Origin of the sequence: Selenomonas sp. AB3002 (assembly GCF_000702545.1) — a bacterium.
GTDB lineage: Bacteria > Bacillota > Negativicutes > Selenomonadales > Selenomonadaceae > Selenomonas_B > Selenomonas_B ruminantium_A.
The window spans coordinates 422,328-447,697 of record NZ_JNIO01000008.1 but is presented as its reverse complement, the minus strand read 5'-3'; the positions used below and the strand labels follow the sequence as shown (position 1 = coordinate 447,697).

Here is a 25,370-nt window from a genome sequence, read left to right as displayed (position 1 = left end):
GAAAGCAAAAGCCCCGGTTAATCCAACTTTCTTATCAAGCTTTATTTTCCTATTGACACACTAGGTTAATAAATTTATGTATAGGCATACATTCTTTTTTTCCAAAGTTGCAAGCAAAGAAACACTTAACAAAACGAGGTGAGCACATGGACGAAACAACCGCAAAAAGTTACATAGAAGAGGTTTTTGCCTGGCTTCACGCACACCCGGAGCTTTCCTATGAAGAACATGAGACAACAACCAAGCTTAAAGAGCTGTTGAGCCGTAACAAAATCAAGCTCCTGGAACTGCCCCTGCCTACAGGTGCAGCTGCTGAAATCGGCAGTCAGGACGGGCCACTGGTTGCTCTTAGAGCAGACATAGATGCACTGCCCATCACAGAAGAAACAGGCCTTCCTTATGTTTCAAAGATTGAAGACAGGATGCACGCCTGCGGACATGACTTTCACACTGCTGCGGTACTGGGAGCAGCTTTGCTCCTGAAGGAAAAAGAATCAGCACTTCCCGGCAAGGCACGTATCATTTTCCAGCCTGCTGAGGAAGCCCCCGGCGGAGCACAGCAGGTGCTGGAGACAGGCATCCTTGATGAGGTTCAAGCCATCTTCGGAATACACACCTCTCCCCTTTTCCCAGTAGGAACCCTGGGATTGAGCTCCGGGCCTGTAATGGCAGCAGTAGACAGATTCGTCCTTCGTTTCCAAGGCACAGGCACTCATGCAGCCCACCCTGACCGGGGAGTAGATGTCATCCCTCTGGCTGCTCACTTCATCAGTGCTTTGCAGATCATCGTAAGTCGCAACTCTGACCCCTTTGCTGCAAATCTTGTCAGCATCACCAGAATCACGGCTGGCAATACCTGGAATGTACTGCCGGAAACAGCCGAACTTGAGGGAACAGTCCGCAGCCTGACCCCGGAAAACAGGCAACTCATAACAACAACTTGCCAAAAGCCCGCCTTATAGAGCCAGAGGGAACTTATCTCATCTGGATTGATTTCTCAGCCTATAATCTCCCAGATGAAGTACTTGATGATCTTATCATCAACAAAGGGAAAAAGGAGCCACACCATGGAAAGATATACATTTTCCCAAGCCAATTTGCTGATAATATAATAGGGGAACTGCTCCGAGCAGCCCCCCCAATTTGCCATTCAGGATGTTAATTATTAACCTCCTGAACTGATTCTTTGATACTGTCTTTCTCTTTTCTCAGATATTCTAACATAATTCCCGCAAACTCAGGGTCAAACTGGCTTCCGCTGTTTCTGGCTATCTCATTGTACACCTTTTCCGTGGTAAGCCCCTTTCTATAGCTGCGGTTCGATGTCATGGCATCATAAGCATCAACAACAGCAATAATCCTGGCCGCACGTGGGATGTCGTTACCTGACAGCTTATCTGGATAGCCATGGCCATCAAACCTTTCATGATGATGCCGCGCCCCTATCATAAGTTCCGGGCTTATCCTGATGGGCTTCAACACCTCCGCGCCAATTACAGAATGAGACTTGATGATTGCATACTCCTCATCCGTAAGATTTCCCGGCTTGTTGATGATTTCCACTGGGATGCCAATTTTCCCGATATCATGGAGCAGACCCATGTAATAGATTTGCCGTACCTGTTTAGGGTCGTCCCCAAGCAAATAAGACAGTTGAGCTGAATACTCTGCCACCCTCTGGGAATGACCATGGGTATAGTGATCCTTGGCATCAATGGCTTGCGCCAGAGCCATGATCATTTCTTCAAAAAGCTGTTCCGCTTCTTCCTTGCGCTTATCTGCCAGCTTAGTCTGTCTCTCCACTTCATCTTGAAGGCTATGCTGCAAGTATGTATAGTTTAGGATATTCAGTACTCTCTGCCGCATCACAGCAACCGCTACAGGCTTGTGAATAAAATCAACAGCCCCTGCCTCCAATGCCTGCAATTCCAGACTGCCATCCTCTTCACCTGTAAGCATGAGAACAGGAATATCTTCTAAAGCGGTCATGCTCTTCATATGCTTCAGGAATTCCAACCCTGTCATTCCATGCATAAGGTAATCCAGCAGTATCAGTGCTGTCTCCCTACCAGACTTCAGGTATGACAAACCATCTTCACCGGAAATAACCGTATCCACATGAGCAAGATCATTTAAATTATTCTTGATAAGTCCCCGGATTACCTCATCGTCATCAATAACCAAGATATGAGGCTTTTTCTCCCCATATAGCGTTGCCTGCTTAAATTCCATAAGCCTCAGTTCCTCTCATGCATACCTCAATGCATCATTCCATCTGCGGGAGCAAGCAGCATATCCAAATACACTGTCAGTTGCCTGAGCTGCCTCCTCTCCTAAATTCAAATCCCCAATCTGAGATACAGCTGTTCGTCAATGACCCGCTGAGGCTTCTTCAGCACCGGGCTGTACCCCAGCTGGTCATCAAAGAATCTCATATTGTATGCACTTACAAAGGCCACCTCTGCAGCGTAGGGAATCATGGGATCACCTTCTGCATGGCAGTAGTCACGGTTGACATCCCAATCCAGCCAGGTCTCTCCCCGTTGGTAAGAAATGACCTTCCTGTCCCAATTGTAGCGAAACTTAAGCGTGATTATATCTCCCATGGTATATGGCCCACCAATATAGGTTTCGTGGCTTCGCCAATACTCATCAGAAAACGTCACTCCCACAACATTGATAGACAGCTGATACCTTGGCGGCGCATACTGCTCCACCTGCACCGATGACCTGTCTGCATAATAACCCACACCCATGCCGCCATCCACCAGCACCAGATTCCCGCTATCCAGCGTACCGGGATAATTGGCCAGTGCCGTTGCCACCATGGCAAGCAACAGGATCAGTGTAAACCATGCAATCCTCATACACCTTTTCATGACTATTCCTCCTCACTCATGCTACTTTTCTGCCGCTTTGAAATTGTAAACTGGCCTCATTATGTCAATGACATCCCCTCATCATGCTAAATTAACGTATCTATTCTCTCCCAACAAGGCAAACACCTCCATGGGGATGTTAATTATTAACCTCCTGCCTCCTACGCCTTATGACCGCCAACCTGGCCATTCCGCTCAATACTTCCTGCGAGCAACAGGCAACGCCCGCACTCTGAATTTTGCCAGCAATCTCTCGGCAGCATTGTTCTTCGCTTTTCTAGGGCAGATTGACTATGCATACGCCCTCCCCATGGGTGCTGCTATGATTCTCGGTGCCTACTGTGGCGCCCGCATGGCGCTAACCAAGGGAGTAGGCTATGTAAAGCCACTTTTTATCGGGGTGACTGCCATCCTAATAGGGAAGCTGATTTATCAGCTGATTTGACAAACTCATCGCTTGCGGGAAACTGACCTCTGATAGATATTTCGTTTAATAACTAAACCACAAAGGCCCCCGCTTCTTCAGCGGGAGCCGATTCAGGATATAATGGGTCTCAGTTTCATTGGCAATTTAGTCAATCCAAATATTTATTGAGAACATATCCTAAATTACCCCTATAATTGACGTACCAAAAATCGTTGGTCGAGTTTTTGACAAATATAACATATGCTCCAAGCGGTATGCGCGCTATTGTATCGCTGTCTGTAGAAGGAGCAGCTCTTAGACTGATCCATTCTTCACACCGTGCAACTTTATATATTGTGGCACGATGCGAAAGATACATCCATAAAGCATATCCTTCAATCCCCTTATAGCTCACATGCGCGAATTCCGGGTTATCATAGTCATCTATGTGGCGCACTAATTGTCCCAGGGGAATCTGTGCCAGCACCTCTCCTTCCATCATTGACGGCACAGAACGCAAACTTATCCACTCTTCACATCCCACAACATGCAGATTTCCTTCCTGGTTATCTATAATTTCCATGGCGCTTGCAGAAGAAGTCATCAATATCGCCGCAGACATAACCAGAGCAGTTTTCCTCAGAATATCTTTCACTGAAAGCATATTGCAATCCCCCCTCTCGATATGACAAGCCAATACTTGTCAAACAATTCCAATTATTCTTATGGTATCATTTCATCATTCCATTGTCAAGAAATCAATCCATGAATAGCAGGATAATCCTCTCACTCTGCCGAAGTCCTTGAAAAATGAAACAAAGAAACCATCGTAAAAAAGCCACGGAGGAGTGAATAGTGGTATGAACAATGTAACAAAAAACATTACCTTTGATTCGGACGGGGTCTACCGTTGGGTCTACGAGCTGAACCTATACAAGAATCCTACCATCCTCTTCCTGATTTGGAAGATTTTTGGTTTTGTCCTGCTGGGCATATGGCTTTTCATGGTAATGCTGGAAATAATTGACGATAATCTATCCCTGGACACGCTCATGGATATCACAAGTGTATTCCTGCTCTTAGCCCTGGGCTTTGGCCTGCTGTGCCTGATTGGATACCTGCTTTACGCCCTGATGATGGGCGGCAAGTACTGCGTGCTCTTTGAAATGGATGACAGGGGCGTCCATCACATCCAGATGGAGTCCCAGATCAAGAAGGTTGAAGCCATCAGTATTTTGACCAGGCTGGTGGGAGCCATGGCTGGACGCCCCGGTGCAGTAGGTACAGGTATGCTGGCTGGTGCCCGCACCAGTATGTACACTGCCTTTGCCGATGTCAGGAGCGTGGAGTCCTGCCCTGGCAGTGATCTCATCAAGGTCAATGAGCTGCTTAACAAGAATCAGGTTTATGCGGAAAAAGAAGATTTTGATTTCGTGCTTAACTTCATCCTCGCCCATACCAAGACATAATATACTTTCTTTACCACAATTGACAGGGAGAATCTACTATGAAAAAGATTTGCCTGCTTACCTTCCTGCTCCTTTAATTTTTTTCTAAACAGACAGCCCCTTGCGCTTCGCAGCCTGTTCAATAAGTGCTCGACCTTCTTCCAGTGCTGCAGGGAGATATTCCTCCTCCCATTCACGCCCCGCCTTTTCCATCCTCTTGATTTCAGTCCAATCGGTAACAGGCTGACCATCCTTATCCACTATTGGTTCATGGAAAACATGCGGGTGCCGCCTGATCATCTTTTCATTGACAGCGCGAGCCACATCTTGCAAATCAAACAGCCCTTCTTTTTCGGCCAGATTGGCATGGAAAATCACTTGGAGCAACAGATCCCCCAGCTCTTCCTTCAGGTTTTCTGCCTTCCCTGTTTCCGCAAGGATATTGATACCTGCCAACACTTCACAGGCTTCCTCGATACAACCGGCCTTTATGCTTTCATGGGTCTGAACCTTATCCCATGGGCACCCCTCATCTGATTGGAGCTTGCGGACGATGTCCTGCAAGCGCTTTACTTCATCCCGGCTCATAGTCAAATTCTCCTCTGAATATAATTGCACAACTACTTGCAAATCCTGGCCAGCAACCCATGCGGCAACAAGGATGCCACGATACGATGCAAACTGCTCACCGGGTCAGGTGTACATACCACCTTGCCTCTACTGGCTGCCAGCAGAGACTTCTGCACTACCCTGTCCACAGTTGTAGCGCCAGGCATGTCAAAGTAGGCACCACGCTTGTCTGTTTCCCTGGCCTTAGCCACAAATTCCGTATCCTTGATCCAGAAGGGGCATACTGCTGTGACCATTATCCCCAAGTCCTTAAGTTCCACACTAATCGACCGGCTATACGACAGCAGGAAAGCCTTGCTGGCAGCATATACAGCTAAATTAGGGATAGGCTGGAATGCAGAACAGGAAACAATCTGCAAAATATGGCTCCCGCTTGCCATGTAAGGAACGCACATCTCTGTCAAAGCCACGGCTGCCCGGCAGTTGAGGTCCACCATCTGCTGGAGTTTTTCCCTGGGACACTCCCGGCTGAGGCCAATGCAGCCAAAACCTGCAGCATTTATCAGATACGATATCTGAACCTTACTGCCCTCTGCCGACAAATTTCGTCCCAAATCCTCCAAATCCTCTTTATCCGTCAGGTCTAACGACAGACACCTGCAAGCGGTGCCCAGACTGTCTGCCAGTGCCACAAGCTTGTCCTCCCGCCTGGCTATAAGCCATATCTCAGACAGCCCCTCCTCGTCAAGCTGCCGGGCATATCCTGCCCCCAAACCGCTGGAAGCGCCGGTAATAATAGCAATCTGCTTCGTGTTCATAAAATATGCCATACCTTCCTTGTCAAAAACTGATTATCAAGGCTTCCAATCCCACCATCATTACAATCCCATCAAAAACGGCAGGTTTACCTCCCCTGCCGTTCCGCTTATTCAAATAACAACGCCGCTATTATGTGACCTAATCCATCACTTCTTCAACTGCCCGCAAAAGAAATCCGCCACTGCCTTAGCTGCCCCCTTGGTATCCTTGGAGAACCCGTGGTCTTCACCTTCCACTAACTTCACCTGTCCGTTAAAGTAGATTCTCTGATACCTCAGGCTGTAGGTATATGGCACCACAATATCCCCGGTACCATGAATCATAAAAGCCGACCCCTGATACTGCGATGCCGTTTCGTATATAGGCAGATTCCTGGCTGTCCGTACATAATCAGCTCCCAGTTTCAGACCCTTGAAAATATCAATAGCAGCAGGAGGATTCAGTGAATCATAGTGTTTATCGAAGATTTGGCCACGGATAGCATCCTCCCTCAGCACTGCTGCCGGTGCCATGAGAGCTATACTCTTCACCTTGGCCGTCCCCAGTATACCAGCAGTCATGCTGGTAACTACGCCTCCCTGTGAATGACCGGCCATAGATACGGAAGTAACACCAGGCAGTTTGCTGGCATACTCGTATACATGCTTGGCATCCTCAATCTCATTAGGCACCGTCATATCCTGGAAACGGCCTTCGCTTTTGCCGTGACCGTTGAAATCAAAGCGCAGAGAGGCAATTCCATCTTTCTCCAGATCATCAGCCAGAGTAGTCAACAAAGCCTCATCTTTGTTGCCAGTGAAACCGTGCATGATAATCACCAGGGGGTACTCCTTATATCCCTCTGGTGTCTGGAGCGTTGCAGAGAGCTTGCCATGATCGCCATCAATGGTTATGTCCCGGCTCTGCGCCATCCCAGTACTAACTCCACAGCCCATAATTCCCATGGCCATCAGTCCGGCCACAGCTATTTTCTTAAACATGGATTTTTTCATACCGCGCTTCCTCCTGTCATCTGTTCTTCTATTTCTTATGATATACCCTGTATCTCCCTATTTCAACCATCTGACCTTATCCCTGACTCACATTACAAGGAGTACATTCATGTTTTCAATATATTATTTCATTTAGTTTTCATAAGCAACCATCTTGTTTTCATTTACTCCTCCTATGCTTCATATTGTTCGCAACACTTGATAACACAAGACTGGAGGGAACAAGACGGAATTGCAGTTCCATCCCCCCAATTCTTACGCCATCAAGCAAGCCTCCCATGAAGTATATGAGATCCGCCGCAACCCGGCTTCCACTCCGGCAGAGGCAGCCGAAGCCACGGCCAAGAGCATTGCTTTCAACGATATGGTAAATGTACCATCAGGCGCCAAAAACATTTCCTGGAATCATGGCTGACCATTCTGTCACAAAGGAGGCTATTCCATGAAGGTCACTGACATACTGGCAGATTCAGGCAGCATTTCAGATACTCCGCATCCTCCATCTTTGAGGACTCTATGGCATTTTTGATGGCGTTGGCCATCACCTCTGCCGCCATAGTTCCTGCCATGTTCACATCGGCCTCCACAGGCTCCCCACATGACGAAGCATATATTGTGTCCCCATCCGCCAAGGTACCTACAGGATTTATGCACCGCGCATAGGCATTTCCTGCCTGAGCTGCAATGCGGGTCAGCTGCGACTTGTCAAACTTGCCGTTAGTTACAATGGCTCCTATGGTTGTATTGGTACGGGACAGCAAATCTTTTGGGGCAGCTATGCGATACAGCTCTTGTACACTGTCAATGAAGCCGGTACGTTCTTCATTCATGAGACCGGCTGCTTTTTGCCCCTCGACGTATATATCACCCAGGGCATTCACCACTACCACAGCTCCCAGTTTCAAGTTTCCCGCCTGCACAGCATAGTATCCGATACCACTTTTCTGAGACTGCCTCATGCCCTTGAGCTTTCCTACGGTAGCGCCTTTGCCCGCACCAACAGAGCCGCTTATGGGCTGGCTTTTCAGCAAGGCGTTTTGGCAAGCCTCATACCCCATCCTGCTGTTCGGCCTGATTTTCGCACTACCATAGGACAGGTCATAAATGCTGCTCTGTACTACCAAGGGAACCAGGGCAAAGCCCGTATCATAGCCTATGCCATTATCTTCCAAGCACTTCATAACCCCATCAGCAGCAGCCAGACCGTAGGCACTGCCCCCAGACAGTACTATGGCATGAATGCCAATATCTTCTCTGGTGGGATCCAGGACAGGTGTCTCTCTGGAGGCCGGACCACCGCCGCTTATATCTACACCGGTCTTTGCTCCCTTCTTGAAGCACAAGACAGTAACCCCTGTCTTGCCCTCTTCGCTCTGGGCATTGCCCACCATAACCCCATCTATTGCATCAAAGGGTATTTCCATGAGATTCATTCACCTTCACCCCCTGGATTTTCCTGACTTAATCAACTCTGTCACTTTTATTTCCTTATGTCTGTAGCGCTTCCTCCCCTTGGTGACTTCTCCGAAATCTACGGCCTTCACCGGGCAGATATGGAGGCACCCCAGGCATTCCACGCACCTATGCTGCCACACCGGAAATCCCTCCGGCCTCTCTATATTTCCTCTGGGGCAGATTTTCTCACACAGGCCGCATGACGTGCATTTCTCCTTGTCACACAGGAATGCCTCGTCAATCCTTTCCTGACGTGCCCGCCAATCCTCGTGATACCTCTGGCAAAACTTCCGCAAAAGCTGCCATGTATCATGGGGTTCCTTGTTTTTTACAGCATCTGCAATCTTGCGGATTTTTCGCTTCGCCAGCCAAGCTCTGATGCTTATGCGCCAGTCAGCGGCAATATCCCGGTAGGGAATATAATTGGATACCAGCCGCACATACCACTTGCCATGAAGTTTCCTGTTTTTCTTAGCCAGTATTGCCTCGGCATCCAGGAAAGGCCTCCCCCAGTAGGGCACACCGCAGGTGGCTATGGCAAAGGTATAGGGAGATTCATAGATGGTCAGCTTCTCCAGGAACTCCTCCACCTGAAGCGGCAGACCAAAGTAATGCATGGGAAACACAAAGCCCACGCATTCCGCATTGACAGAAGGGCTGTCCTCTGCCAGCGCCTCAGGAATATACCGAAGCTCCGCCTCCGGCAGCAACTCTTGCAAAGCCCTCGCTGTATATAGTGAATTCCCTGTTGCTGAATAGTAATAAATTACCGTGTTGATATCCGTATCCCCCTTGTAAGCGCATATATTTCATTATACTGCCGCAGTTATGGTTTTGCCATCTATGAATAGCACAAAAGCCCCAGCCTATGACTCTGAGAGCAGATCTGCCTCTCGTAGATACCATAATATCGTCTGCTAATTTCTATATTACCTATTATAACAATATGTAAATTTCTATCAAGCTTTATCCCTTCCCACTGAAACACTAGGTTAATTAGCTTATTATCCACCATTCCTTTACGCTGCCTTTCAGGTTCAATACTAGAATCAGGACAATAACTTCAAGGAGCCGGGGGTTTGTGTGGCATGAAAAACTCCCCCTATGGTGACAGTTTTGTTTTTTTTACTGTCTCTCAAGGGGGAGCATATCACGCACGCGGAGCCTTTTTTCAAAACTTCCCGCCGCATATAGGACAAGACTCGCTTTTAAACAAGAAATAGTATGGCACATACACAAACAGCCATCCCCCGCCGGTAATCAGGCACATCAGGGCCAGTATGAACCAGTTGATATGCTTCCGTGGCTGCACCTGCTGGTTGCAGTATTGACAGAACTTCATGGTCATCCCCCTTACTTATCAGCTGGCACCCGATGCCATTACCTGTAGTTGATGACCACCAGCCCAATCAGGCAGATGGCTACCCCCACAACCTTATTCCACGCCAGAGGCTCCTGATACAGCCAGTATCCCACCAGCAAAAGCGCCGCTGCCAGTACTGAACTTTGCACAATGAAGCCAGTGCTCACCGGCCAGCCAGCTTTATATGCATATATCCAGCCAGCTTCCAGACCCACTATAACAGCCCCCAACACAAATGGCGCCCAGTTCAGTTTCCGATACTCTCCCAGGAAATCTACGCTCTCTCCCAGCCACAAATAAAGCAGCCCGGACATAATCGCTGCCACCAGATATGTTACCGTCAACGAAGCCAGCGGATTGATTTCCACCGGCACCGACTTGGCACACACCTGATAAACTGTATTGCAGATAATCACCAGCGCAATAGGCCAAATATAAGAAAACAACAACATCGTCCTTTCCTGCTACATCTGCATCTCAAATAGAGCTAGACTGATGGGGTGGTCCGGGTGTCTCTCGTTGTACGCTGCTATCTCCTGCCTGTTGTAAGCCTCCATATCCTCGCGCTTCGGCAACAACCCTGCTGCCACATACAGCTTCTCCAGCATTCTGGAATCAGGATAGTCTGAGGGCAGGACTACCCTCACATAATCATCATTATCAGCGAACGTCTCAGAACCACGGTCATATAAGAAATCCAGAAACCTATTCATATCCTGTCAGCACCATCCTTACTCAACTCCGGGGAAGCTGTTCACATACTTTATCTTGATATCCGGGAAGCTCTCCACGAACTGCACCGTGAAGTCCTCACCGTACTCCACAAACTGCCATTCCCCCACGTCATCCGGGAAGGAACTTACAACTTTTACCCTCAAATCAGGAAAGGAATCCACTACCTTCACCTTGATATCTGCAAAGTGCTCCACAACCTTCACCCTGCCGCATAGCTTAATGCCCTTGTAATAGCCGTCAGCATTGACAGTCGAGGCGGCCATAGCCACCGTGCCACACAGCATCACAATCAAAAAGCACAGCAAGCTCGTTGCCCTGCGCATCAATATCCCTCCTACAATCTTGTTCCTTTTGTATATCCATATCTAGTTAATTTCGCCTCCGTCCTAATTTTTCCTGCTTGTCAGCATCAATCCCCCATCCGTCCCCTGATGAAAAAAGCCGGGGCATCAGCCCCGACCCTTTGTGCTTCCTATTAACATGTCATTTTCTAACTGTTCCTGATGATTTCTCCTGATTGCTTATCGCCAATAACTCCTTCACTATAGACTCGCTGTTGATTCGCATCAGGATATCATCCTCGTGTTCACGTGAGAGGAAGTTCATGCTGCCATACCACACCAGATCATCATCCATAACAGCAAAGTGGCAGTTTAGGCTTTCAAATTCACGCACATCTGCCCCCGCCTCCCGCATTGCCTTCTTCATGTTCTCAACAGCTGCCTGCTGCTGAGGAGAGTATTTCCCTGTTGTTAAAGTCAGAATGATGCAATCTATCTGAGAGCGTTTGTCCTGCTTAAGCTTCTTGATCAATTCCCATACCCGCCGGTGACTCAGCCTTGGGCTGCATATACATATCCTGCTCGTTGCCATTTGGAAATCCTGCCAGTACGTTTCCTGATAATCCCTTACCGTATGTATCACATTGGCTCCATCATTCCCAGTAGGGGCATAAACCGTATACCCCATGGCAGCATACGCAGACAACCTCTTTTGATACATACGCTCCAGCATTTTCACATGCACGTCCACGTAATCATATATGATTACATTTTCCTTGCCCTCAAAGTCCCTGTGCAACCTTCCGGCATATTGGGCAATATTGCCCTTCCAGGACACCGGCACTGCCAAAAAGAGCGTATCCAGCCTGGGGAAGTTGAAACCTTCGCCTATATACTTCCCTGTGGCGACAATCACTAGCCGTTCATCGTCAGTGGCAGCCTGCAAAACATCACGCCGAGCCTTGCGCTCGCTTGTTGAACCTCCTCCAAGAGCCAGTACTGAATTAAAGCCCTTTTTCTGCAGTGCTTCATGAATGAGTTTCGCATGCTCCTTAAATTTTGTAAGCACCAGCGGTGTACGTCCATCGTCAACAGCAGCTGCGATATCATCCACCAGCATCTGATTGCGCAGTTTATCCTGAATTAGCAGCTTATACAATTCGTTTATCGATGGTTTCTCTCTGGTTACTGGAGCAAAGCTCGTGAATCGCGGGCAAATCTCATGCCTGAAGTCCTGCATGGCAGCCCTGTCTTTCTCGGACAGGCGATAACGCACGTCTCCAAACTGCATAAAGACAATCTTTTCATGGCCATCCTCCCTCACAGGAGTAGCTGTCAGTCCATAGACATATTTAGCCTTCACCTTCCACAACACATTTTCAAAAGTGTAGGCTCCGGCGTGATGGCACTCATCCATGATAACCATGCCATAATCTGCCACACGCTCATCCACAGCGTCATCTCTTCCCAGAGACGAGATCATAGCCACGTCTACGATACCATGCAATGAATCATGCCCGGCATAAAGCGTCCCAACTATGCTCTTTGGCTTTCTTCTGCGTTTCCCTTCCTCTATCGGCACCTCCTCATTGATTTGCAGGAACTTTGCTATATCCTCCTGCCAGCCCCGCATAATCTCGCGATTGTGCACCAATACCAGTGTATTGACCTTGCGACTGGCAATAAGATAAGTCCCCAGCACCGTCTTTCCGAAGCCTGTTGCTGCCCCCAGGATACCAATATCATGGGCCAACATAGCTTCTATCGCCTTTTCCTGCTCTGGTTGCAACATCCCTTGAAAATTGACATCTATAGCCCTGCCTGTCGTACGGCAATCCTCTATTTCATAAGCGATGCCCGCCGTCTCCAGCTGCTCCTTCAGCTTTTTCAGGCACCCGCGAGGCAAGGCGACAAAATCTTCTGTATCACGGAAGCATTGTATTCGGCGAGGAATCTGCTTGGTGGAATAGCGCATAGCCCGCATCTTATAAAACTGTGGGTTACTGAAGGTGGCCATCTTGCGAATAAGGTTCATAGTACGCGGCTTAACAGACTGCTGGGGAATATAGATGCAGTCTGCCAGTGTAAGCCTCAGGGGGCCCCTTACGTCAGACCGCTCCAATATCACTTTAGACTTAGGCTCCCAAGGCTTTAAATCCAGCTCAGTCTCATTTTCCTCCAGGAGGGCTGGCAAATCCTGCGGTCCCCATTCTGTGAGCTTGTTTCCCACAAATTCTCTGGACAGCAATTTCTTTTGCTCCAGATATCCCCATTGGTCTGGTATAACCTCCCAGTTCTCATCGACAAATACAGAATTATTCTGTTTGCGAGGGAGACCTTGCAAGGGCAATGCAATGAGATTCCCCATACCACCGGCGGGCATCTCGTCCTGATTAGGCATCATGCGGTCAAAAGTGTTGAAATCCCTCTGATGTACTTTTTCTGCTCCCTTAGCCAGAAGTGCTGCACCGAATCTCCGTGCCAACTTTGCCTCCAGCGGCTCGTCAAAGAAAATCCAGACATGAGCACCCTTGCCAGAACGTGACCGTTCCAGGGCTGTGTCAATACCATAGCTCTGGCATATCTCTCTTAAGAGACGTGCCTCCTCCTGCCATGCCACATGAGACCCATCATGGTCATCAAAATCGAACACCAGAAATTTGCAGGTGGAATCCTCTAAAAGAGCATACGTTCCAATTACATAGGGCCTTCCACGCTCATCCTGCCCTACAAGATGCTTGTATGCCACACTCTCAGTAAAAGGAACCCAGGCTTGTTTATCGCATTCATGGCATTTGATTCCCCGTGTCTTCTTTGGGCACATGGGTGTCCAGCGATTGCTGCAAACGGGACTATAGCCAGCTCTGCCGCCTTTGCTCTCCCAACGCTCTGCATAAAAATCTCTTCTGGCGCAAAAAAGCTTCATAAAAAGATTTACACGGCGTTTCGCCTCTGCCGCCGAATCAACATGTCTGGGAGGCTCAGGCTTGGGCTCATATGGGATACCATGACTTTTCAATAGGCTTCTCAGCCGTTCAACCTCGGCCACCAACCGCTCATTCTCCTGCCGCAATGATTCTATTTCCTTCAGAGCCACCTTATCCCCCGTTCTCTACAAAGCTGTTTCAGCTAGCTTCTTGCTCTTCAATGTCTTCTAAAATGAGCCCTCTTCAAGGCTGTACTAATGTCTACCTGTTCCACTGCAACTACCTGCCTCCCCTCAAAATAGCTTTCTATCCTCTATTTTACACCCCAACCCCATTTCAGCCAAACCATTACATAAAACCATTACAACAACACCTTCAGGACATTAGTTGACGGCCATCAGAACCGTTTCTCATTACAGATTTTTCGTTTTTGGCCGCCACATTGTACATGTTCCACAGGGGAGGTACAAGCCAATCCCCCTGACCCCACTCCTGTGGAGCGGGAAGCCATTGATAAGGACTACAAGTTCTGGAAGCATGTCACAGCTGCCTTCTTCGCCCTGTCCCTGCTCTTGTACCTCATACTTTCCGTTTTCTGACCCATACACAAAAAGGGCTGTCGCATTTAAGCATTTTGCCACGATATCTATCAGCCAAGAGAATTATCTCAAGCTAGGTATCGTAGTGAAATAGCTTAGTGCGACAGCCTTTTTTTATCTCAGGTGCTCTCGATGCTCACCGTACCACCGGGACGGATGGTGATATTGAAGATGCGGTAAAGGTCAAGATCCTCCCAAACATCTTCTTTGCCATTGTCATATACCACCTTGATATCCCAGTAACGCACATCATCCCTGGGCGAGAAGGTCAAGAAGATCGACTCGCCGGGGCGCAGCACATCATTGGGACCTAACTCATCCTGATAACCCCATGCGTTCTCATCGCTTTCTTCTTCCTCGTTATATCTCTTGATATCTCGTTACCTTGCTTATCATGTTCAGGCTTCCCAACTAAGAGGGCCAACACACAAGCATGTGCGTCAGCCCCTTTTCTTGATAAGGCATCAAGATAAAGCCTGATATGCTGTAACTGTTTTGAATATCTTAGGCAACTTTCGCTGCATCAATCATCTTGAGTACATCAGCATGGGAAATGCTCTTGCCATTGTAAGAATACTTGTTGTCCTTTGACATGAAGCCAGTACCAAGGACGCCGACGCTCAAGTCATGGGAGATGCCAAGCTGGCTCAGCCCCTTGCCTACAGCCTCCCGTAGCAGGATGTTGACCGGCCCGGCCACGCCGCTCTTGTCGCTCAATGCGCTGTGGATCTCGGCCACAACTTCTCCGAAGATGCCGCCCTTCTTGGCGAAGGCATCTGCCAGCTGATTGACCTCTGTAAGAGTCCCACCGGCTACTAAATCCAGTTCAAAATCATTCAGCTTCTTGTTGGTCATTGCGTTCTTCATTTTCATCTACTCCCTTCGGTGGTTGTCTATGTTTTTGTTTTCTGCCTATACATACGGAGCGGTGGAAAAAGTATTACAGATAAATTTACATTTTTTTATTTTCCCAAGAAAAGATATCCCCTCCAACGTATCTATCAGGCAAAGCACCATCGAAGAAACCTTGTCCAATCGTTTGCTTTGCGCAAACAAACCGGGGCTGTTGCAATCTGCAACAGCCCCGGTTGACGTATGTTCTTATAGCAGCGTGAGATATTTGCACGGCACCTTATCTGTCAGCCAGACGCCATTGACAGACAGATAGAACTTGAAGCCATCCCTGGACATATCTCCTGCTGCCACTTCATAGATAAGCTTCTCGCCCTTTCGCCTCCCGGCCACTTTCATGGCTGTATCCACATCAGCAGATAGATGCACATATAGCCTGGTACCCTTTATAAGCCCCTGGACTTCAATTGATGCCTTATTCTTCTCCACCGTCCCATGATAGAGCACTTCTGGCGGTTCCATGGGCTTCAGTTCCACATCCACGTTCACCGAATGCCCCTGATTGGCCCGAATCTTCTTGCCATCGGGGGTGAGTGCAAAACGTTGCTTGTCATTCTCCGCCACGATTCTCTCCAGCGTTGAATAGTCAATGCACCTGCCGGATTGGCGGATTCCCCTCAGCAGCTCCTCCACATTAGCCCAGCCGTGCTCATCCAGAGTTATCCCCACCGTCTCAGGCTTATGGCGAAGTATCAAGGACAGGAATTTGCTCAACTGTTTATCCTGCATGTCATTCTTCCGCACATACCCGGCTATCATCTATGCTCAGGGCATCTTTTTTCACATCGCATCCCAGGAACCAAATCCTGACTCCAGCCTCCAGTGCTTCCTGCCAGGCATCTCCAAAAGCAGGATGCGTAACTATGTTGGGACGCACCTCTCGAACCTTCGGCATCTGAATCACAAAGGCCAGCCCGCACCAATAGCCATTTCTTTTTGCCTCAATCAACTCGTGGATATGCTTGATGCCCCGTTCCGTAGGTGCATCAGGGAAATACCCTATGCCATCTTGCTCCAGAGTGCAGCCCTTGACCTCCAGCAGGTACTTCTGATCTCCCCGCTCCATGTAGAAATCTATGCGGGAACTGCCATACTTGTACTCCGGCTTCACCACGTCATAGCCTCTTCCAGCCAGCCACTCTCCCATCACCTTATTGGGTGCCTGGCTGTCTATGTTTATAAGTCCCAGACCAGTTTTCTCCACTGCTATGAGATCATACCTGGTTTTCCGGGCAGGGTTGTCTGCTTCTGCCAGTATCACAGGTACATGCGGGAGTAAAAGCTCCTTGCACCTCCCAGTGTTCTTAACATGGACGGTTTCTACCTGCCCCGCCACCTCCACCTGGGCTTCAAAGCGGTTAGGCCGGGCCAGAAATCCCGCCTCAATGACCTTGTTATACTTCATTCTTTCTTCTCCGCGATGTTAATAATTAACATCCTGCCTATTCCAAGGCACGGATAATTGCATAAAGCTGATCTTTGAGCTTCTGTACTTCTTCCATGGTAAACAGTTCACCCTTTTGAGCAAGGCAGCCAGCCAGCTCTCCTGGAATCTTCTCAGCTTCTTCACGCAGGGCAAGACCATCCTCTGTGATAGCCACTACCAGCAGGCGCTCATCCTCAGGCTTGCGATAACGTTTCAGATAACCAGCAGCCTCCAGCTTCTTCAGCACCGGGGTCAATGTGCCGGAATCCAGATAGAGCTTTTTCCCCAGGTCATGCATGGTGATGGCCTTTTCCTCCCACAGCACCATCATGGTGATGTACTGGGCATAAGTCAGCCCAATCTTCTTCAGGTAAGGATTGTAGGCCGCTACTATTTTCCTGGCACTGGCATATATGGGGAAGCATAGCTGATTCTCCAGCAACAACGGGTCAAATGCTTTCTTTTTCATGTTCTTTCTCCTATCTGCTTGCGAACTTTTCTTCATTCTATCATTATATAGCTGTTAAATCAAATATAAATTTATAAAATTATATTTGACAAAATATAATTTAGGCGTATAATAAGCCCTGTAAGATGAACTAAAAGGAAGCGGAGCTGACATGATTTACGCTTTCGCCCTTAACGCCAACGATGGAGCAAAGTTTTCTTAAAGGAGAGATAACGATGGACGAGCAGAAAGTAATTGAGTCATTTCACATGATGTGGGACAATTTCCCCGACCCCGTCATGCTCATCAAGAAGAGCCGTGACATATATGCTGTGAACAAGAAAGCCGCCTCCCTCGGCCTCACTACCGGCATCAAGTGCTCCAGCATTGGCGCACCGGAGAAACACAAGGGCTGTCTCTGCAATCAGGCTGCCGACAACAAGGAGGCCGCTTACAAAGCTTACGAAGGACCCTTCGGCAAGGCTTACGGCTTCTGGATTCCCGTGGCCGGTGCCGAGGAATACATCATCCACTTCGGCGTAGGGTCTACCTTTGAGTATCCTATGTGAACATCACAAATAAAATTTTGAATATGTGTTAAAAGGAACCCTGGACACCCACCCATTTTATTCGTTAATCAGGAGGAATGCATTATGAGCATATATGGACTTACTAAGGGAACCGAACTTGAGCAGATGATCAAGGCCATCATGACGGCTGAGGCAAATGGCACCATGATGTACTATGCCCTGGCCCGGCTGGCCAAGGAACAGGGTTACGATGATATAGTTGACGATCTCATTGAGGCTGCCAACCAGGAAGCAGTCCACGCAGGTTTCTATTCTGTGCTGAACGGCAAGTATCCCCAGGACTTCTGGGGCCTTCTGCGCACTGTGCAGAAGGCTGAAGTCAATGGCGAAGCGCAGGTCATGGCCATGGCTGAAAAAGTCAGGGCCGCAGGTTTTGCCGAGGCTGCTGATGAAATGGAAGTCTTCGCCAAGCAGGAAGGCCATCACGGCGTTGTCCTGGCCAAAATCCTGGAGAAACACCAGCCAGAGCAAAAAGCACCTGCTGGCCAGGTTTACATCTGCCCTGTCTGTGGTTTTGAGCACGTGGGCGACATCAACAATGAGCCAGAAGATTACGTCTGCCCCCTTTGCGGCCAGCCTAAGTCAGCCTTCAAACCTGCCAATTGAGATTCTAGTTTCTTTTTCAGCAACATAGAGAATGTCTTCCATCCCCTTCCAAACCAAAAAGACATTGAAAGCCATACTTCGGCTCTCAATGTCTTTTTGGTTTTACATATTGAAATCTATCCACAGTATATCATGAAGCACATAAAGAATCAGCAATCATTGTCCGGCCCCCTATACGCCCCCCTTTTCTGCCACTTCCAAAAGGGCACGGGCTTTCTCACGATAACGCTCTTGGTCAGCACCCAAATAGGCACCTGCAAGATACACCCGAGTATCTCTCTATTCAAGATGTTAATTATAAAAATCCTAAAACATAAAAGCTCCCACTTCTTCAGCGGGAGCCGTTGCAAGATTCCAGTCAGCCATTAAGCTCGTTTCCCTTTCTCAGCTACGCCACTCTTCAATACTTTACGTTCGGCGTAAGACTTAATCACAGCCAGGACATACTGCTGGCATGCTGTGCCAGCAGCCTGATTGAAGTCCTCACCATGCCACTCCGTATTTGAGAGAATGCGGATGCCCAAAAACGGCACTTTGTAATTCTGGCACACTAAGGCTGCTGAGTGCGTTTCCATTTCTTCGCAAGAGGAACCATGCTCCTTGTTGAAGAATCGGATTCTATCCAACTGTCGATTCCAGTTATTGCTGCTGGAAATCTTCCCGATAACCACCTGCCCAGCCTGATAATTTGCACCTTCTGCTGCAGCAATCTCCAGCAACTCTGAATCAGCCTCCAGTTCTAATACTTTTTTCTCTTCGCCGCTGTCTGCATCATAATAAAACGTGGGCATCATCTCTATATGACGTCCATCTGCCCCCCGCCGTTCCCTCTTGCTTAACCAGGCACTGGAATCAATGGTCTTTCCACCTAAAACAATGTCAAAGGTGTGCAGCGACGGATCATGTCCCCCTGCAGTTCCCTGATTGATGACCGCTGCCGGATGGAAGCACTCAATTCCCAACACAGTGGCGGCTGCAGCGTTAGTCATACCAATTGACGTAACCGATACAACAACAGGTATCCCCTGATACTCACCGCTGACAAAGCGCCAGCCGCCAATGCGCTGGTCCTTGGGATTCTCCAGTGCATTGATAAGCAAGTCAGTTTCACATTCCATAGCGCCTTCCACCATTATGGGAGCAGCAGCTTCCGCCATAAGCGGCACAACCAAAAGCGCCAGAACCATCAACAATGACAGAACATATTTCTTAAACACTTTTTGCATGTCCTCCACCTCGCTATTCATGGAATTCTCAGCTATATGCGAAACAGGGGACCGCATTAGGCCCCTTCCCTAAATACGATTTCTTACAGCAACGGGTAATGATACTCCTCCCCATTGATAACCTTGAAACAGGCATAGATGGAACAGCAGAACCAGAGCAATCCCAGAATCACAATTATTGGCCAAAAGAAAACACCAACCACCAGGAATGTCAGCACCATGGTTACTGCCCCAAGGACTCCCAGAATAGCCTGAACCTTAAGTGCCTGCTTGGCATGACCTGCAACGAAGTCATTCTTGCCATCATTGAGCAAATAGATAACCAATGGAATGCCTATATATCCAATCCCGAAAAACATGTAGCTTATGTGGGCAGCCAGTGCCAATACCTTTTCTTTTCCTTCTACTGCCATGAGTATCTTCCTCCCCATCATTTCTAACTTATATATTTATTCTACCTCAGCAGAGCTAACACCTCCCCAAGGTATACACCTTTCTGGCTTATTTCTACCAAATACCTCCCTATATCAAAGGTAAAGCACAATTATGCACTGCCAAAAAATATATTCCTCTTTTTCTTTTTGACCTATTGACATTTTGACTTTTATGGGTATAATAATAATTGCAAGGGGTTGAGGGAACAAAGAAGGGTTCCCAAGGGCCCCGGAAAGATTGGTTTTTATATCCATGAAAGGAGATTGAGCACCATGTTTGGTCTGGTTCCATTTGCAACAGGTAATGAGCTGATGAAGGAAGAAGGACGTTTGTTCAATCGCCTGCTGGATGCCTTTGATTCCCCCTTTACCAGTGCAATGAGCACTTCTGGCTTCAAAGTCGATGTCAAAGACAACGGCACGGCCTACGAACTTACCGCCGACCTTCCTGGCTTCAAAAAGGAGGATATTTCTCTCGGCTACGAAAACAACTATCTCACCCTCTCTGCCAAGAGGGAGGAAAACAATGATCAGCAGGACAGTGAAGGCAACTACATCCGCCGTGAGCGCAGCTACGGCCAGATGTCCCGTTCCTTCTACATCACCGGCATTGACAAAGCCAGGGCAACTGCTGATTTCAAGGACGGCGTGCTGAAAGTACAGCTCCCCAAACTCCAGGAACAGGTTCCCACCTCCCATCAGATTCCCATCAGTTGATAATCACGCATTCCCCTTATTTCCAGGATAAGTCCCACACGTTATTAAAGACAACAGCCGCCAGCCTTGATTAGGCTGGCGGCTGTTTTGCTATTTACCAATGCCATAACAATGACACCGTTACTTGTTCATACTTGGTCTTCAGCAGAGCAAAACGCACGCCCTTGCTGGTACCCATGGCTTCACGCAGGGCTGCAGCCTCGCAGACATTGCCTGCTCCCACCCTGCTCTTCACGAATTCAGACTGCATGAGGTGGAAGGCATCTATCTGCTGCTCCAGTACTTTGGGCTCGTAGAAATGGATGGGAACATTCAGCTCCCGGGCTGTAGCCAGCAGGCCTTCCTCGTGGGCTTTGATGGAAACGCTGGCCATGGCATCTATGAAGGACACATCCCTGCCGATGGATTTGCAAGCCTGCTCCAGAGCTGACTGCACCAGAGACTTGTCCACTCCCTTGCGGCAGCCTACCCCGGCTATCAGCTGGTTTGGCACCAGATACAAAGTATGTGGTGGAACGGCTGTTTCCTCTGGCAGTTCTTCCCTGGAGCAGAGAATCACCTTGTATGAAGCCTTCTGCTCCTGCTGGCCCAGCAGTTTGTATTCTGCCAGTTTTTCCAGATAAAAATCCCTGTGGGGCAGGCCAGGACTAGCCTCATATTCAATTTCTTCCCCATCCAGCAAGGCGGAATTCAGCACCTTGATCCGTGATTTTGGCCAGGGGTGCAGAGCCGTCTGTCCCGCGAAAGCATCGGGGGCCACCTTGCCTGCTATATCCGTTGCCGTGGTAATGACAGGCTGGGCACCGATAACCTCTGCCAATTGACGGGTGAGGAAGTTAGCCCCTCCCACATGACCTGACAGGAGGCTGATGGCAAACCTGCCCTGCTCATCGCAGACAATCACCGCCGGGTCCGTCAATTTATCCTTCAGCAGGGGGGCCATGGTGCGCACTACAATGCCCGCAGCCATCACGCATATCAGCACATCATAATGAGTGAAGCACTCTTTGAAAGACTCCCCAAACTTCGCGAAGGCAAAAAAATGCTTGGGCTCGAAACCTTCAGACTCAATTTTCTCCGGCACATAGACATCCGGCATCTCGGGCAGGAGCCTCTGCACCTGCCGCGCCAGATCAGCCCCCCGGGCTGTCAAGGCAAAAACAGCGATTCTCATGACTACTCCTCTTGTTCAGAAACTGTTCATAAATAAATTTTAGATTTGACTTGTCTAAATCTCCATATGCATCGTTGTCGTCAGTCGACATAGCACCGCTATGCCTCCTTCCTCCGCCTTGCCTATGAAGATTTATCCTGCATCCTATCTTAAAATTTATTTATTGCCAGTTCCTTTAGAAGCTTCCCGGAACATATGGGAAAAAGTTGGGGCATAGAGCTGGGACAGCTCATAGTTTCCTGCCAGGCAGGGACTTACCACAATCATGGCTGTGCGGTCGATATCCTTGCCCTTGATTTCCTCGCAGATGGTGGAAAGCGTCGCCCTCACGATTTTCTGCTGGGGCCAGGAAGCGCGCTGCACGATGGCAATAGGCGTTTCCTCTGTATAACCGCCTGCTATAAGCTCTTCCACCACCTTGTCCAGCATGGTGATGGACAGGAAAATGCACATGGTGGAGCCATGCTGGGCAAGAGAACGCAGCTTTTCCCTGTCAGGTACGGGAGTGCGGCCTTCCTGGCGGGTTACAATCACCGTCTGGGACACGCCGGGGAGAGTATATTCCTGCTTCAGGGCCGCTGCCGTGGCCAGGAAAGAACTGACACCGGGAGTCACATCATAATCAATATCCCTTGCCTTGAAAGCATCCATCTGCTCCTGTATAGCCCCGTAAATGGCGGGATCTCCCGTATGGAGACGCACGGTCATCTTGCCTTCTGCCTCTGCTTTTGCAATGGTCTGCACCACTTCGTCCAGAGTCATGGAAGCAGAATTGTGGATTTCAGCCTCTTCCTTGCAAAGGGAAAGAAGCGCCGGGTTCACCAAAGAACCAGCATATATCACCACATCTGCTTCCTGCAGATATTTCTGTCCCTTGACCGTGATCAGCTCCGGGTCCCCCGGGCCTGCTCCTACTATATGTACCATCTTGCCAGCCTCCAATAATAGTATTTCAAACAGCCTTTTCGTTCATGTCAGCCAGTCCGTTCTGGTCCTTGTCCCACTTTTTGGCAGTGAGGATATAAACCGGGTTCACAGCCTTGGCCATGTCATAGGGACCAATCTGCTGCAGATGGGTGACCTGCACCTGGATAGTCTCATAGCTGAATTCCGCATCACGGCTACGGAAGTATTCTATAGCCTGCATCAGGCTCTGCACCGTGATGCAGTTCACCACGATACGCCCCCCGGACTTCAGCTTCATAGCCACCGCATCCAGGATAGGCACCAGCCTGCCGCCGCTGCCTCCCACAAAGACCGCATCGCACTTGGGCAGGGCAGCAATGCCTGCTGGTGCCTCCTCATTGATGACCGTGATATTGCGCAGGGCGAAATTGGCAGCATTGGCCCGAATCAGGGCAATGGCCTCAGGATTCCGCTCCAGTGCATAGACCCTGCCATCGGGCACCAGACGGGCTGCCTCTACAGAAATAGCCCCCGTGCCTGCGCCGATATCGTAAACCAGTGAATCCGGGGCCAGCCGGGCATTTACCAGGGAAAGGATACGGATTTCCTTTTTGGTCATGGGAACTTTGCCGCGAATGAATTCTTCATCATCTATGCCTAAATAATCCATGTATCTGCTCCTTTCAACCTTGGATAATCAAAATGCCATGGGACTTCTCAGCCATCTTACTGGCCTCACTCAAAGTAGTTGTTATGATCTCTTCATCGGGATAAGAAAGCCTCAGGAGAACAGACAGCCTTGTTTCCCCTGGCCAACCTGCCTCCATCAGGATTTCCGCAATGCTTCGGGAATTATATTTGCCATCGGTGAGCATGCCCAGTATTCTGCCAGGCCTGTAGCATAACTCCTCCTGCTCAGGTCTTCTGCCGTGAAAACTCAGGAAGCACGCCCCATGCCAGGGCAAGGCAAGGCGGGCAAAGGCCAGCTGCATAGAACTAAGACCGGGAATCACCTCAATCTGTTCTGCAGGATATTCCCTGCGCAAGGCATCAAGCAGAGAATAATACCCCGGGTCGCCTGAGACCAGCACCCCCACATCACTGACAGCCAGCTCATGCTTGATAAAATCCATGACAGCCGGGATATCATTGGTGATAGGAAAGGTATGCTGGGAGACATCAGGCCTGGCGTACTGTCCCAGGGCCCGCCTGCCTCCTACCAGAACTTTGGCGCTCTCAATGGCTTTGGCTGCAGCGGGCAGGAGGTAATCTGGACTGCCAGGGCCTATGCCTATGACCCTTATCTTATGTTCCTTCACACTGGCAGTTTCCATCTGTAAGCCTCCCCAATTTCCCGCGCCTTGTCATCAAGGCCCAATAACGACCTGTCCATGGCAGTCATCACCGTGCCCACCTGCACCTGGCCGAAAAGATAGCGCTCTGCCCGCAGGCTGGCCCTGGCTGCGATGATATCACAGACATGGCGGCAGAAATCCTGACCCTGGGCTGCCAGGACTGTCAATGCATCTTCTGTGGTATTGGCAGAGAGCAGTCTTTCCACCCCTTCCCGGGGCAGACCTTCTACTGCGGCATAGGCGGCCATAGTTTCCAGCCTGGCATCACCTATGCGGTTGTGAGTGTAGAAAATTCCCGCCGCTACCTTGGCCATCTTGCCGATATGGCCAAAGAGCAGGATGCTTTTTATCTTCCTCTTGGCCGCCGCCTCAAGCATAAAGCCGATGAAATTGCTGGTCTGCACCAGCGCCCCCTGGGGCAGGCCCCACGCAAGGGCCGCTTCCTCGCCAATCTTGCCAGGTACGAAAACCAGGCTCTCAAAGCCCGCAGCTTTGGCCACATCTATCTGGGGAACCAGGGAATTCTTGAACCCCTCCTCGGACATGGGGCGAAGCACACCGGTGGTGCCAATGACAGAGATGCCCCCCTCAACCCCCAACACAGGATTGAGGGTCTTTTTGGCCAGCTCCACCCCTGCGGGAATCGAGATGGTAATCTCCCAGCCCAGGCTGCTGCCTGTCATCTCATCCAGAACCTGCCGAATGAGTTTCCTTGGCCCCGGATTGATGGAAGGTTCCCCCATGGGCACGGTGAGTCCCGACTTGGTAACTGTCCCCACCCCGGTGCCCGCTTTGAAGACCAGTTCCTGACTATCGATGGGGCGAATTGCTGCAAATACTGAGACACCATTGGTGATATCCGGGTCGTCTCCGGAGAATTTCACTACCTCTGCCTGCCCACAGCCATCCTCACCCAAGGACACTGACTTGACAGGAATCAGTAGTTCAGTTCCATCCAAAGCCGCAAGCTTCACCTGTTCATGCTCTAACCCTCTTTGAGCCAGCAGGACAGCCTTCACTCCCGCCGCCGCACAGGCGCCTGTAGTATAGCCAAAGCGCAGGCTCTCGTCCTCCGTCAGGATTGCCATAGTATCTCCTTCTT

General features: G+C 49.4%; 32 protein-coding genes. 7 read left to right on the top strand and 25 right to left on the bottom strand.

The window, feature by feature from the left end:
• Positions 1-146 precede the first annotated feature (146 nt).
• The gene (locus P159_RS0109710; protein WP_051650285.1) at positions 147-962 is read left to right on the top strand and encodes an amidohydrolase; all 816 of its coding nucleotides are present in this window, start codon (positions 147-149) and stop codon (positions 960-962) included.
• Between the two features lie 196 nt (positions 963-1,158).
• Here P159_RS0109710 and P159_RS0109700 read toward each other — a convergent pair whose 3' ends face one another.
• Together P159_RS0109700 and P159_RS0109695 are read right to left on the bottom strand one after the other, a co-directional pair.
• On the bottom strand, positions 1,159-2,232 hold the full coding sequence (locus P159_RS0109700) for an HD domain-containing phosphohydrolase (RefSeq protein ID WP_051650284.1): 1,074 nt from the start codon (positions 2,230-2,232) through the stop codon (positions 1,159-1,161).
• 107 nt (positions 2,233-2,339) lie between these two features.
• A complete protein-coding gene (locus tag P159_RS0109695) occupies positions 2,340-2,879 on the bottom strand; it encodes a hypothetical protein (protein ID WP_029543624.1) in 540 nt (179 codons plus the stop codon).
• 130 nt (positions 2,880-3,009) lie between these two features.
• Between P159_RS0109695 and P159_RS20285 the strand changes: the two genes are divergently transcribed.
• Positions 3,010-3,324: a TSUP family transporter gene (locus P159_RS20285; protein WP_029543622.1), complete on the top strand. Its 315-nt coding sequence runs from the start codon at positions 3,010-3,012 to the stop codon at positions 3,322-3,324.
• A gap of 130 nt (positions 3,325-3,454) precedes the next feature.
• On the opposite strand, the gene P159_RS0109685 is transcribed toward P159_RS20285, so the two are convergent.
• A complete protein-coding gene (locus tag P159_RS0109685; protein WP_051650283.1) occupies positions 3,455-3,949 on the bottom strand; it encodes an SH3 domain-containing protein in 495 nt (164 codons plus the stop codon).
• A 196-nt stretch (positions 3,950-4,145) separates the two neighbouring features.
• Here P159_RS0109685 and P159_RS0109680 point away from each other — a divergent pair, with 196 nt between their 5' ends.
• Positions 4,146-4,754, top strand: coding sequence for a hypothetical protein (locus P159_RS0109680; RefSeq protein ID WP_029543618.1), 609 nt, complete (start codon positions 4,146-4,148; stop codon positions 4,752-4,754).
• Between the two features lie 84 nt (positions 4,755-4,838).
• Here P159_RS0109680 and P159_RS0109675 read toward each other — a convergent pair whose 3' ends face one another.
• From P159_RS0109675 to P159_RS0109665, 3 genes are all read right to left on the bottom strand, one after another.
• Positions 4,839-5,321 (bottom strand): MazG nucleotide pyrophosphohydrolase domain-containing protein, encoded by a 483-nt coding sequence (locus P159_RS0109675; protein ID WP_029543617.1) that lies wholly within the window; start codon positions 5,319-5,321, stop codon positions 4,839-4,841.
• Between the two features lie 32 nt (positions 5,322-5,353).
• Complete coding sequence (locus P159_RS0109670; protein WP_318253559.1) at positions 5,354-6,133, bottom strand: SDR family NAD(P)-dependent oxidoreductase; 780 nt, start codon at positions 6,131-6,133, stop codon at positions 5,354-5,356.
• A 135-nt stretch (positions 6,134-6,268) separates the two neighbouring features.
• Positions 6,269-7,114: an alpha/beta fold hydrolase gene (locus P159_RS0109665; protein WP_029543615.1), complete on the bottom strand. Its 846-nt coding sequence runs from the start codon at positions 7,112-7,114 to the stop codon at positions 6,269-6,271.
• Between the two features lie 232 nt (positions 7,115-7,346).
• Here P159_RS0109665 and P159_RS0109660 point away from each other — a divergent pair, with 232 nt between their 5' ends.
• Positions 7,347-7,529: a hypothetical protein gene (locus tag P159_RS0109660; protein ID WP_029543613.1), complete on the top strand. Its 183-nt coding sequence runs from the start codon at positions 7,347-7,349 to the stop codon at positions 7,527-7,529.
• Between the two features lie 34 nt (positions 7,530-7,563).
• Here P159_RS0109660 and P159_RS0109655 read toward each other — a convergent pair whose 3' ends face one another.
• The 12 genes from P159_RS0109655 to P159_RS0109595 form a co-directional block, all read right to left on the bottom strand.
• Positions 7,564-8,547 carry a P1 family peptidase gene (locus P159_RS0109655; protein WP_029543612.1) on the bottom strand — a complete coding sequence of 328 codons (984 nt, stop codon included), beginning with the start codon at positions 8,545-8,547 and terminating at the stop codon, positions 7,564-7,566.
• 6 nt (positions 8,548-8,553) lie between these two features.
• On the bottom strand, positions 8,554-9,336 hold the full coding sequence (locus P159_RS0109650; RefSeq protein ID WP_318253634.1) for an EFR1 family ferrodoxin: 783 nt from the start codon (positions 9,334-9,336) through the stop codon (positions 8,554-8,556).
• A gap of 404 nt (positions 9,337-9,740) precedes the next feature.
• Positions 9,741-9,911 carry a hypothetical protein gene (locus P159_RS20640; protein WP_185753696.1) on the bottom strand — a complete coding sequence of 57 codons (171 nt, stop codon included), beginning with the start codon at positions 9,909-9,911 and terminating at the stop codon, positions 9,741-9,743.
• Between the two features lie 38 nt (positions 9,912-9,949).
• Positions 9,950-10,384, bottom strand: coding sequence for an EamA family transporter (locus tag P159_RS0109640; RefSeq protein ID WP_221174089.1), 435 nt, complete (start codon positions 10,382-10,384; stop codon positions 9,950-9,952).
• A gap of 12 nt (positions 10,385-10,396) precedes the next feature.
• Positions 10,397-10,645 carry a hypothetical protein gene (locus P159_RS0109635; protein ID WP_029543607.1) on the bottom strand — a complete coding sequence of 83 codons (249 nt, stop codon included), beginning with the start codon at positions 10,643-10,645 and terminating at the stop codon, positions 10,397-10,399.
• Between the two features lie 18 nt (positions 10,646-10,663).
• Positions 10,664-10,990, bottom strand: a complete 327-nt coding sequence (locus P159_RS0109630; protein WP_029543605.1) for a hypothetical protein — start codon at positions 10,988-10,990, stop codon at positions 10,664-10,666.
• Between the two features lie 160 nt (positions 10,991-11,150).
• Entirely contained in the window at positions 11,151-14,045 is a 2,895-nt protein-coding gene (locus P159_RS0109625) for a DEAD/DEAH box helicase family protein (protein WP_185753695.1), read from the bottom strand.
• Positions 14,046-14,593: 548 nt separating this feature from the next.
• The gene (locus P159_RS0109615) at positions 14,594-14,746 is read right to left on the bottom strand and encodes a hypothetical protein (protein ID WP_185753694.1); all 153 of its coding nucleotides are present in this window, start codon (positions 14,744-14,746) and stop codon (positions 14,594-14,596) included.
• 232 nt (positions 14,747-14,978) lie between these two features.
• Positions 14,979-15,341: a hypothetical protein gene (locus tag P159_RS0109610; protein WP_029543600.1), complete on the bottom strand. Its 363-nt coding sequence runs from the start codon at positions 15,339-15,341 to the stop codon at positions 14,979-14,981.
• Between the two features lie 234 nt (positions 15,342-15,575).
• Positions 15,576-16,115, bottom strand: coding sequence for an RNA 2'-phosphotransferase (locus P159_RS0109605; protein WP_029543599.1), 540 nt, complete (start codon positions 16,113-16,115; stop codon positions 15,576-15,578).
• A gap of 1 nt (position 16,116) precedes the next feature.
• Positions 16,117-16,791, bottom strand: coding sequence for a DNA/RNA nuclease SfsA (gene sfsA / locus P159_RS0109600; RefSeq protein ID WP_029543597.1), 675 nt, complete (start codon positions 16,789-16,791; stop codon positions 16,117-16,119).
• Between the two features lie 37 nt (positions 16,792-16,828).
• Positions 16,829-17,281, bottom strand: a complete 453-nt coding sequence (locus P159_RS0109595) for a MarR family transcriptional regulator (RefSeq protein ID WP_029543595.1) — start codon at positions 17,279-17,281, stop codon at positions 16,829-16,831.
• A 215-nt stretch (positions 17,282-17,496) separates the two neighbouring features.
• Between P159_RS0109595 and P159_RS0109590 the strand changes: the two genes are divergently transcribed.
• Both P159_RS0109590 and P159_RS0109585 read left to right on the top strand, forming a co-directional pair.
• Entirely contained in the window at positions 17,497-17,829 is a 333-nt protein-coding gene (locus P159_RS0109590; protein WP_029543593.1) for a hypothetical protein, read from the top strand.
• 84 nt (positions 17,830-17,913) lie between these two features.
• Complete coding sequence (locus P159_RS0109585) at positions 17,914-18,456, top strand: rubredoxin-like domain-containing protein (protein ID WP_029543591.1); 543 nt, start codon at positions 17,914-17,916, stop codon at positions 18,454-18,456.
• Between the two features lie 365 nt (positions 18,457-18,821).
• Here P159_RS0109585 and P159_RS0109575 read toward each other — a convergent pair whose 3' ends face one another.
• Both P159_RS0109575 and P159_RS0109570 read right to left on the bottom strand, forming a co-directional pair.
• The gene (locus P159_RS0109575; protein WP_185753692.1) at positions 18,822-19,703 is read right to left on the bottom strand and encodes a 5'-methylthioadenosine/S-adenosylhomocysteine nucleosidase; all 882 of its coding nucleotides are present in this window, start codon (positions 19,701-19,703) and stop codon (positions 18,822-18,824) included.
• Between the two features lie 62 nt (positions 19,704-19,765).
• Entirely contained in the window at positions 19,766-20,095 is a 330-nt protein-coding gene (locus P159_RS0109570; RefSeq protein ID WP_029543587.1) for a DUF4870 domain-containing protein, read from the bottom strand.
• Positions 20,096-20,389: 294 nt separating this feature from the next.
• Between P159_RS0109570 and P159_RS0109565 the strand changes: the two genes are divergently transcribed.
• Entirely contained in the window at positions 20,390-20,833 is a 444-nt protein-coding gene (locus P159_RS0109565) for an Hsp20/alpha crystallin family protein (RefSeq protein WP_029543585.1), read from the top strand.
• Between the two features lie 94 nt (positions 20,834-20,927).
• Here the strand turns inward: P159_RS0109565 and P159_RS0109560 are convergent, their stop codons facing one another.
• The 5 genes from P159_RS0109560 to cbiD form a co-directional block, all read right to left on the bottom strand.
• Entirely contained in the window at positions 20,928-22,007 is a 1,080-nt protein-coding gene (locus P159_RS0109560; RefSeq protein WP_029543583.1) for a cobalt-precorrin 5A hydrolase, read from the bottom strand.
• Between the two features lie 156 nt (positions 22,008-22,163).
• Positions 22,164-22,934, bottom strand: coding sequence for a precorrin-4 C(11)-methyltransferase (cobM, locus tag P159_RS0109555; RefSeq protein WP_029543581.1), 771 nt, complete (start codon positions 22,932-22,934; stop codon positions 22,164-22,166).
• Between the two features lie 25 nt (positions 22,935-22,959).
• A complete protein-coding gene (gene cbiT, locus P159_RS0109550) occupies positions 22,960-23,583 on the bottom strand; it encodes a precorrin-6Y C5,15-methyltransferase (decarboxylating) subunit CbiT (RefSeq protein WP_051650279.1) in 624 nt (207 codons plus the stop codon).
• A 13-nt stretch (positions 23,584-23,596) separates the two neighbouring features.
• Positions 23,597-24,247 carry a precorrin-6y C5,15-methyltransferase (decarboxylating) subunit CbiE gene (gene cbiE, locus P159_RS0109545; protein ID WP_029543576.1) on the bottom strand — a complete coding sequence of 217 codons (651 nt, stop codon included), beginning with the start codon at positions 24,245-24,247 and terminating at the stop codon, positions 23,597-23,599.
• On the bottom strand, positions 24,229-25,356 hold the full coding sequence (gene cbiD, locus P159_RS0109540) for a cobalt-precorrin-5B (C(1))-methyltransferase CbiD (protein ID WP_029543574.1): 1,128 nt from the start codon (positions 25,354-25,356) through the stop codon (positions 24,229-24,231). The genes cbiE and cbiD overlap by 19 nt, the downstream gene beginning before the upstream one ends.
• Between the last annotated feature and the right edge of the window lie 14 nt (positions 25,357-25,370).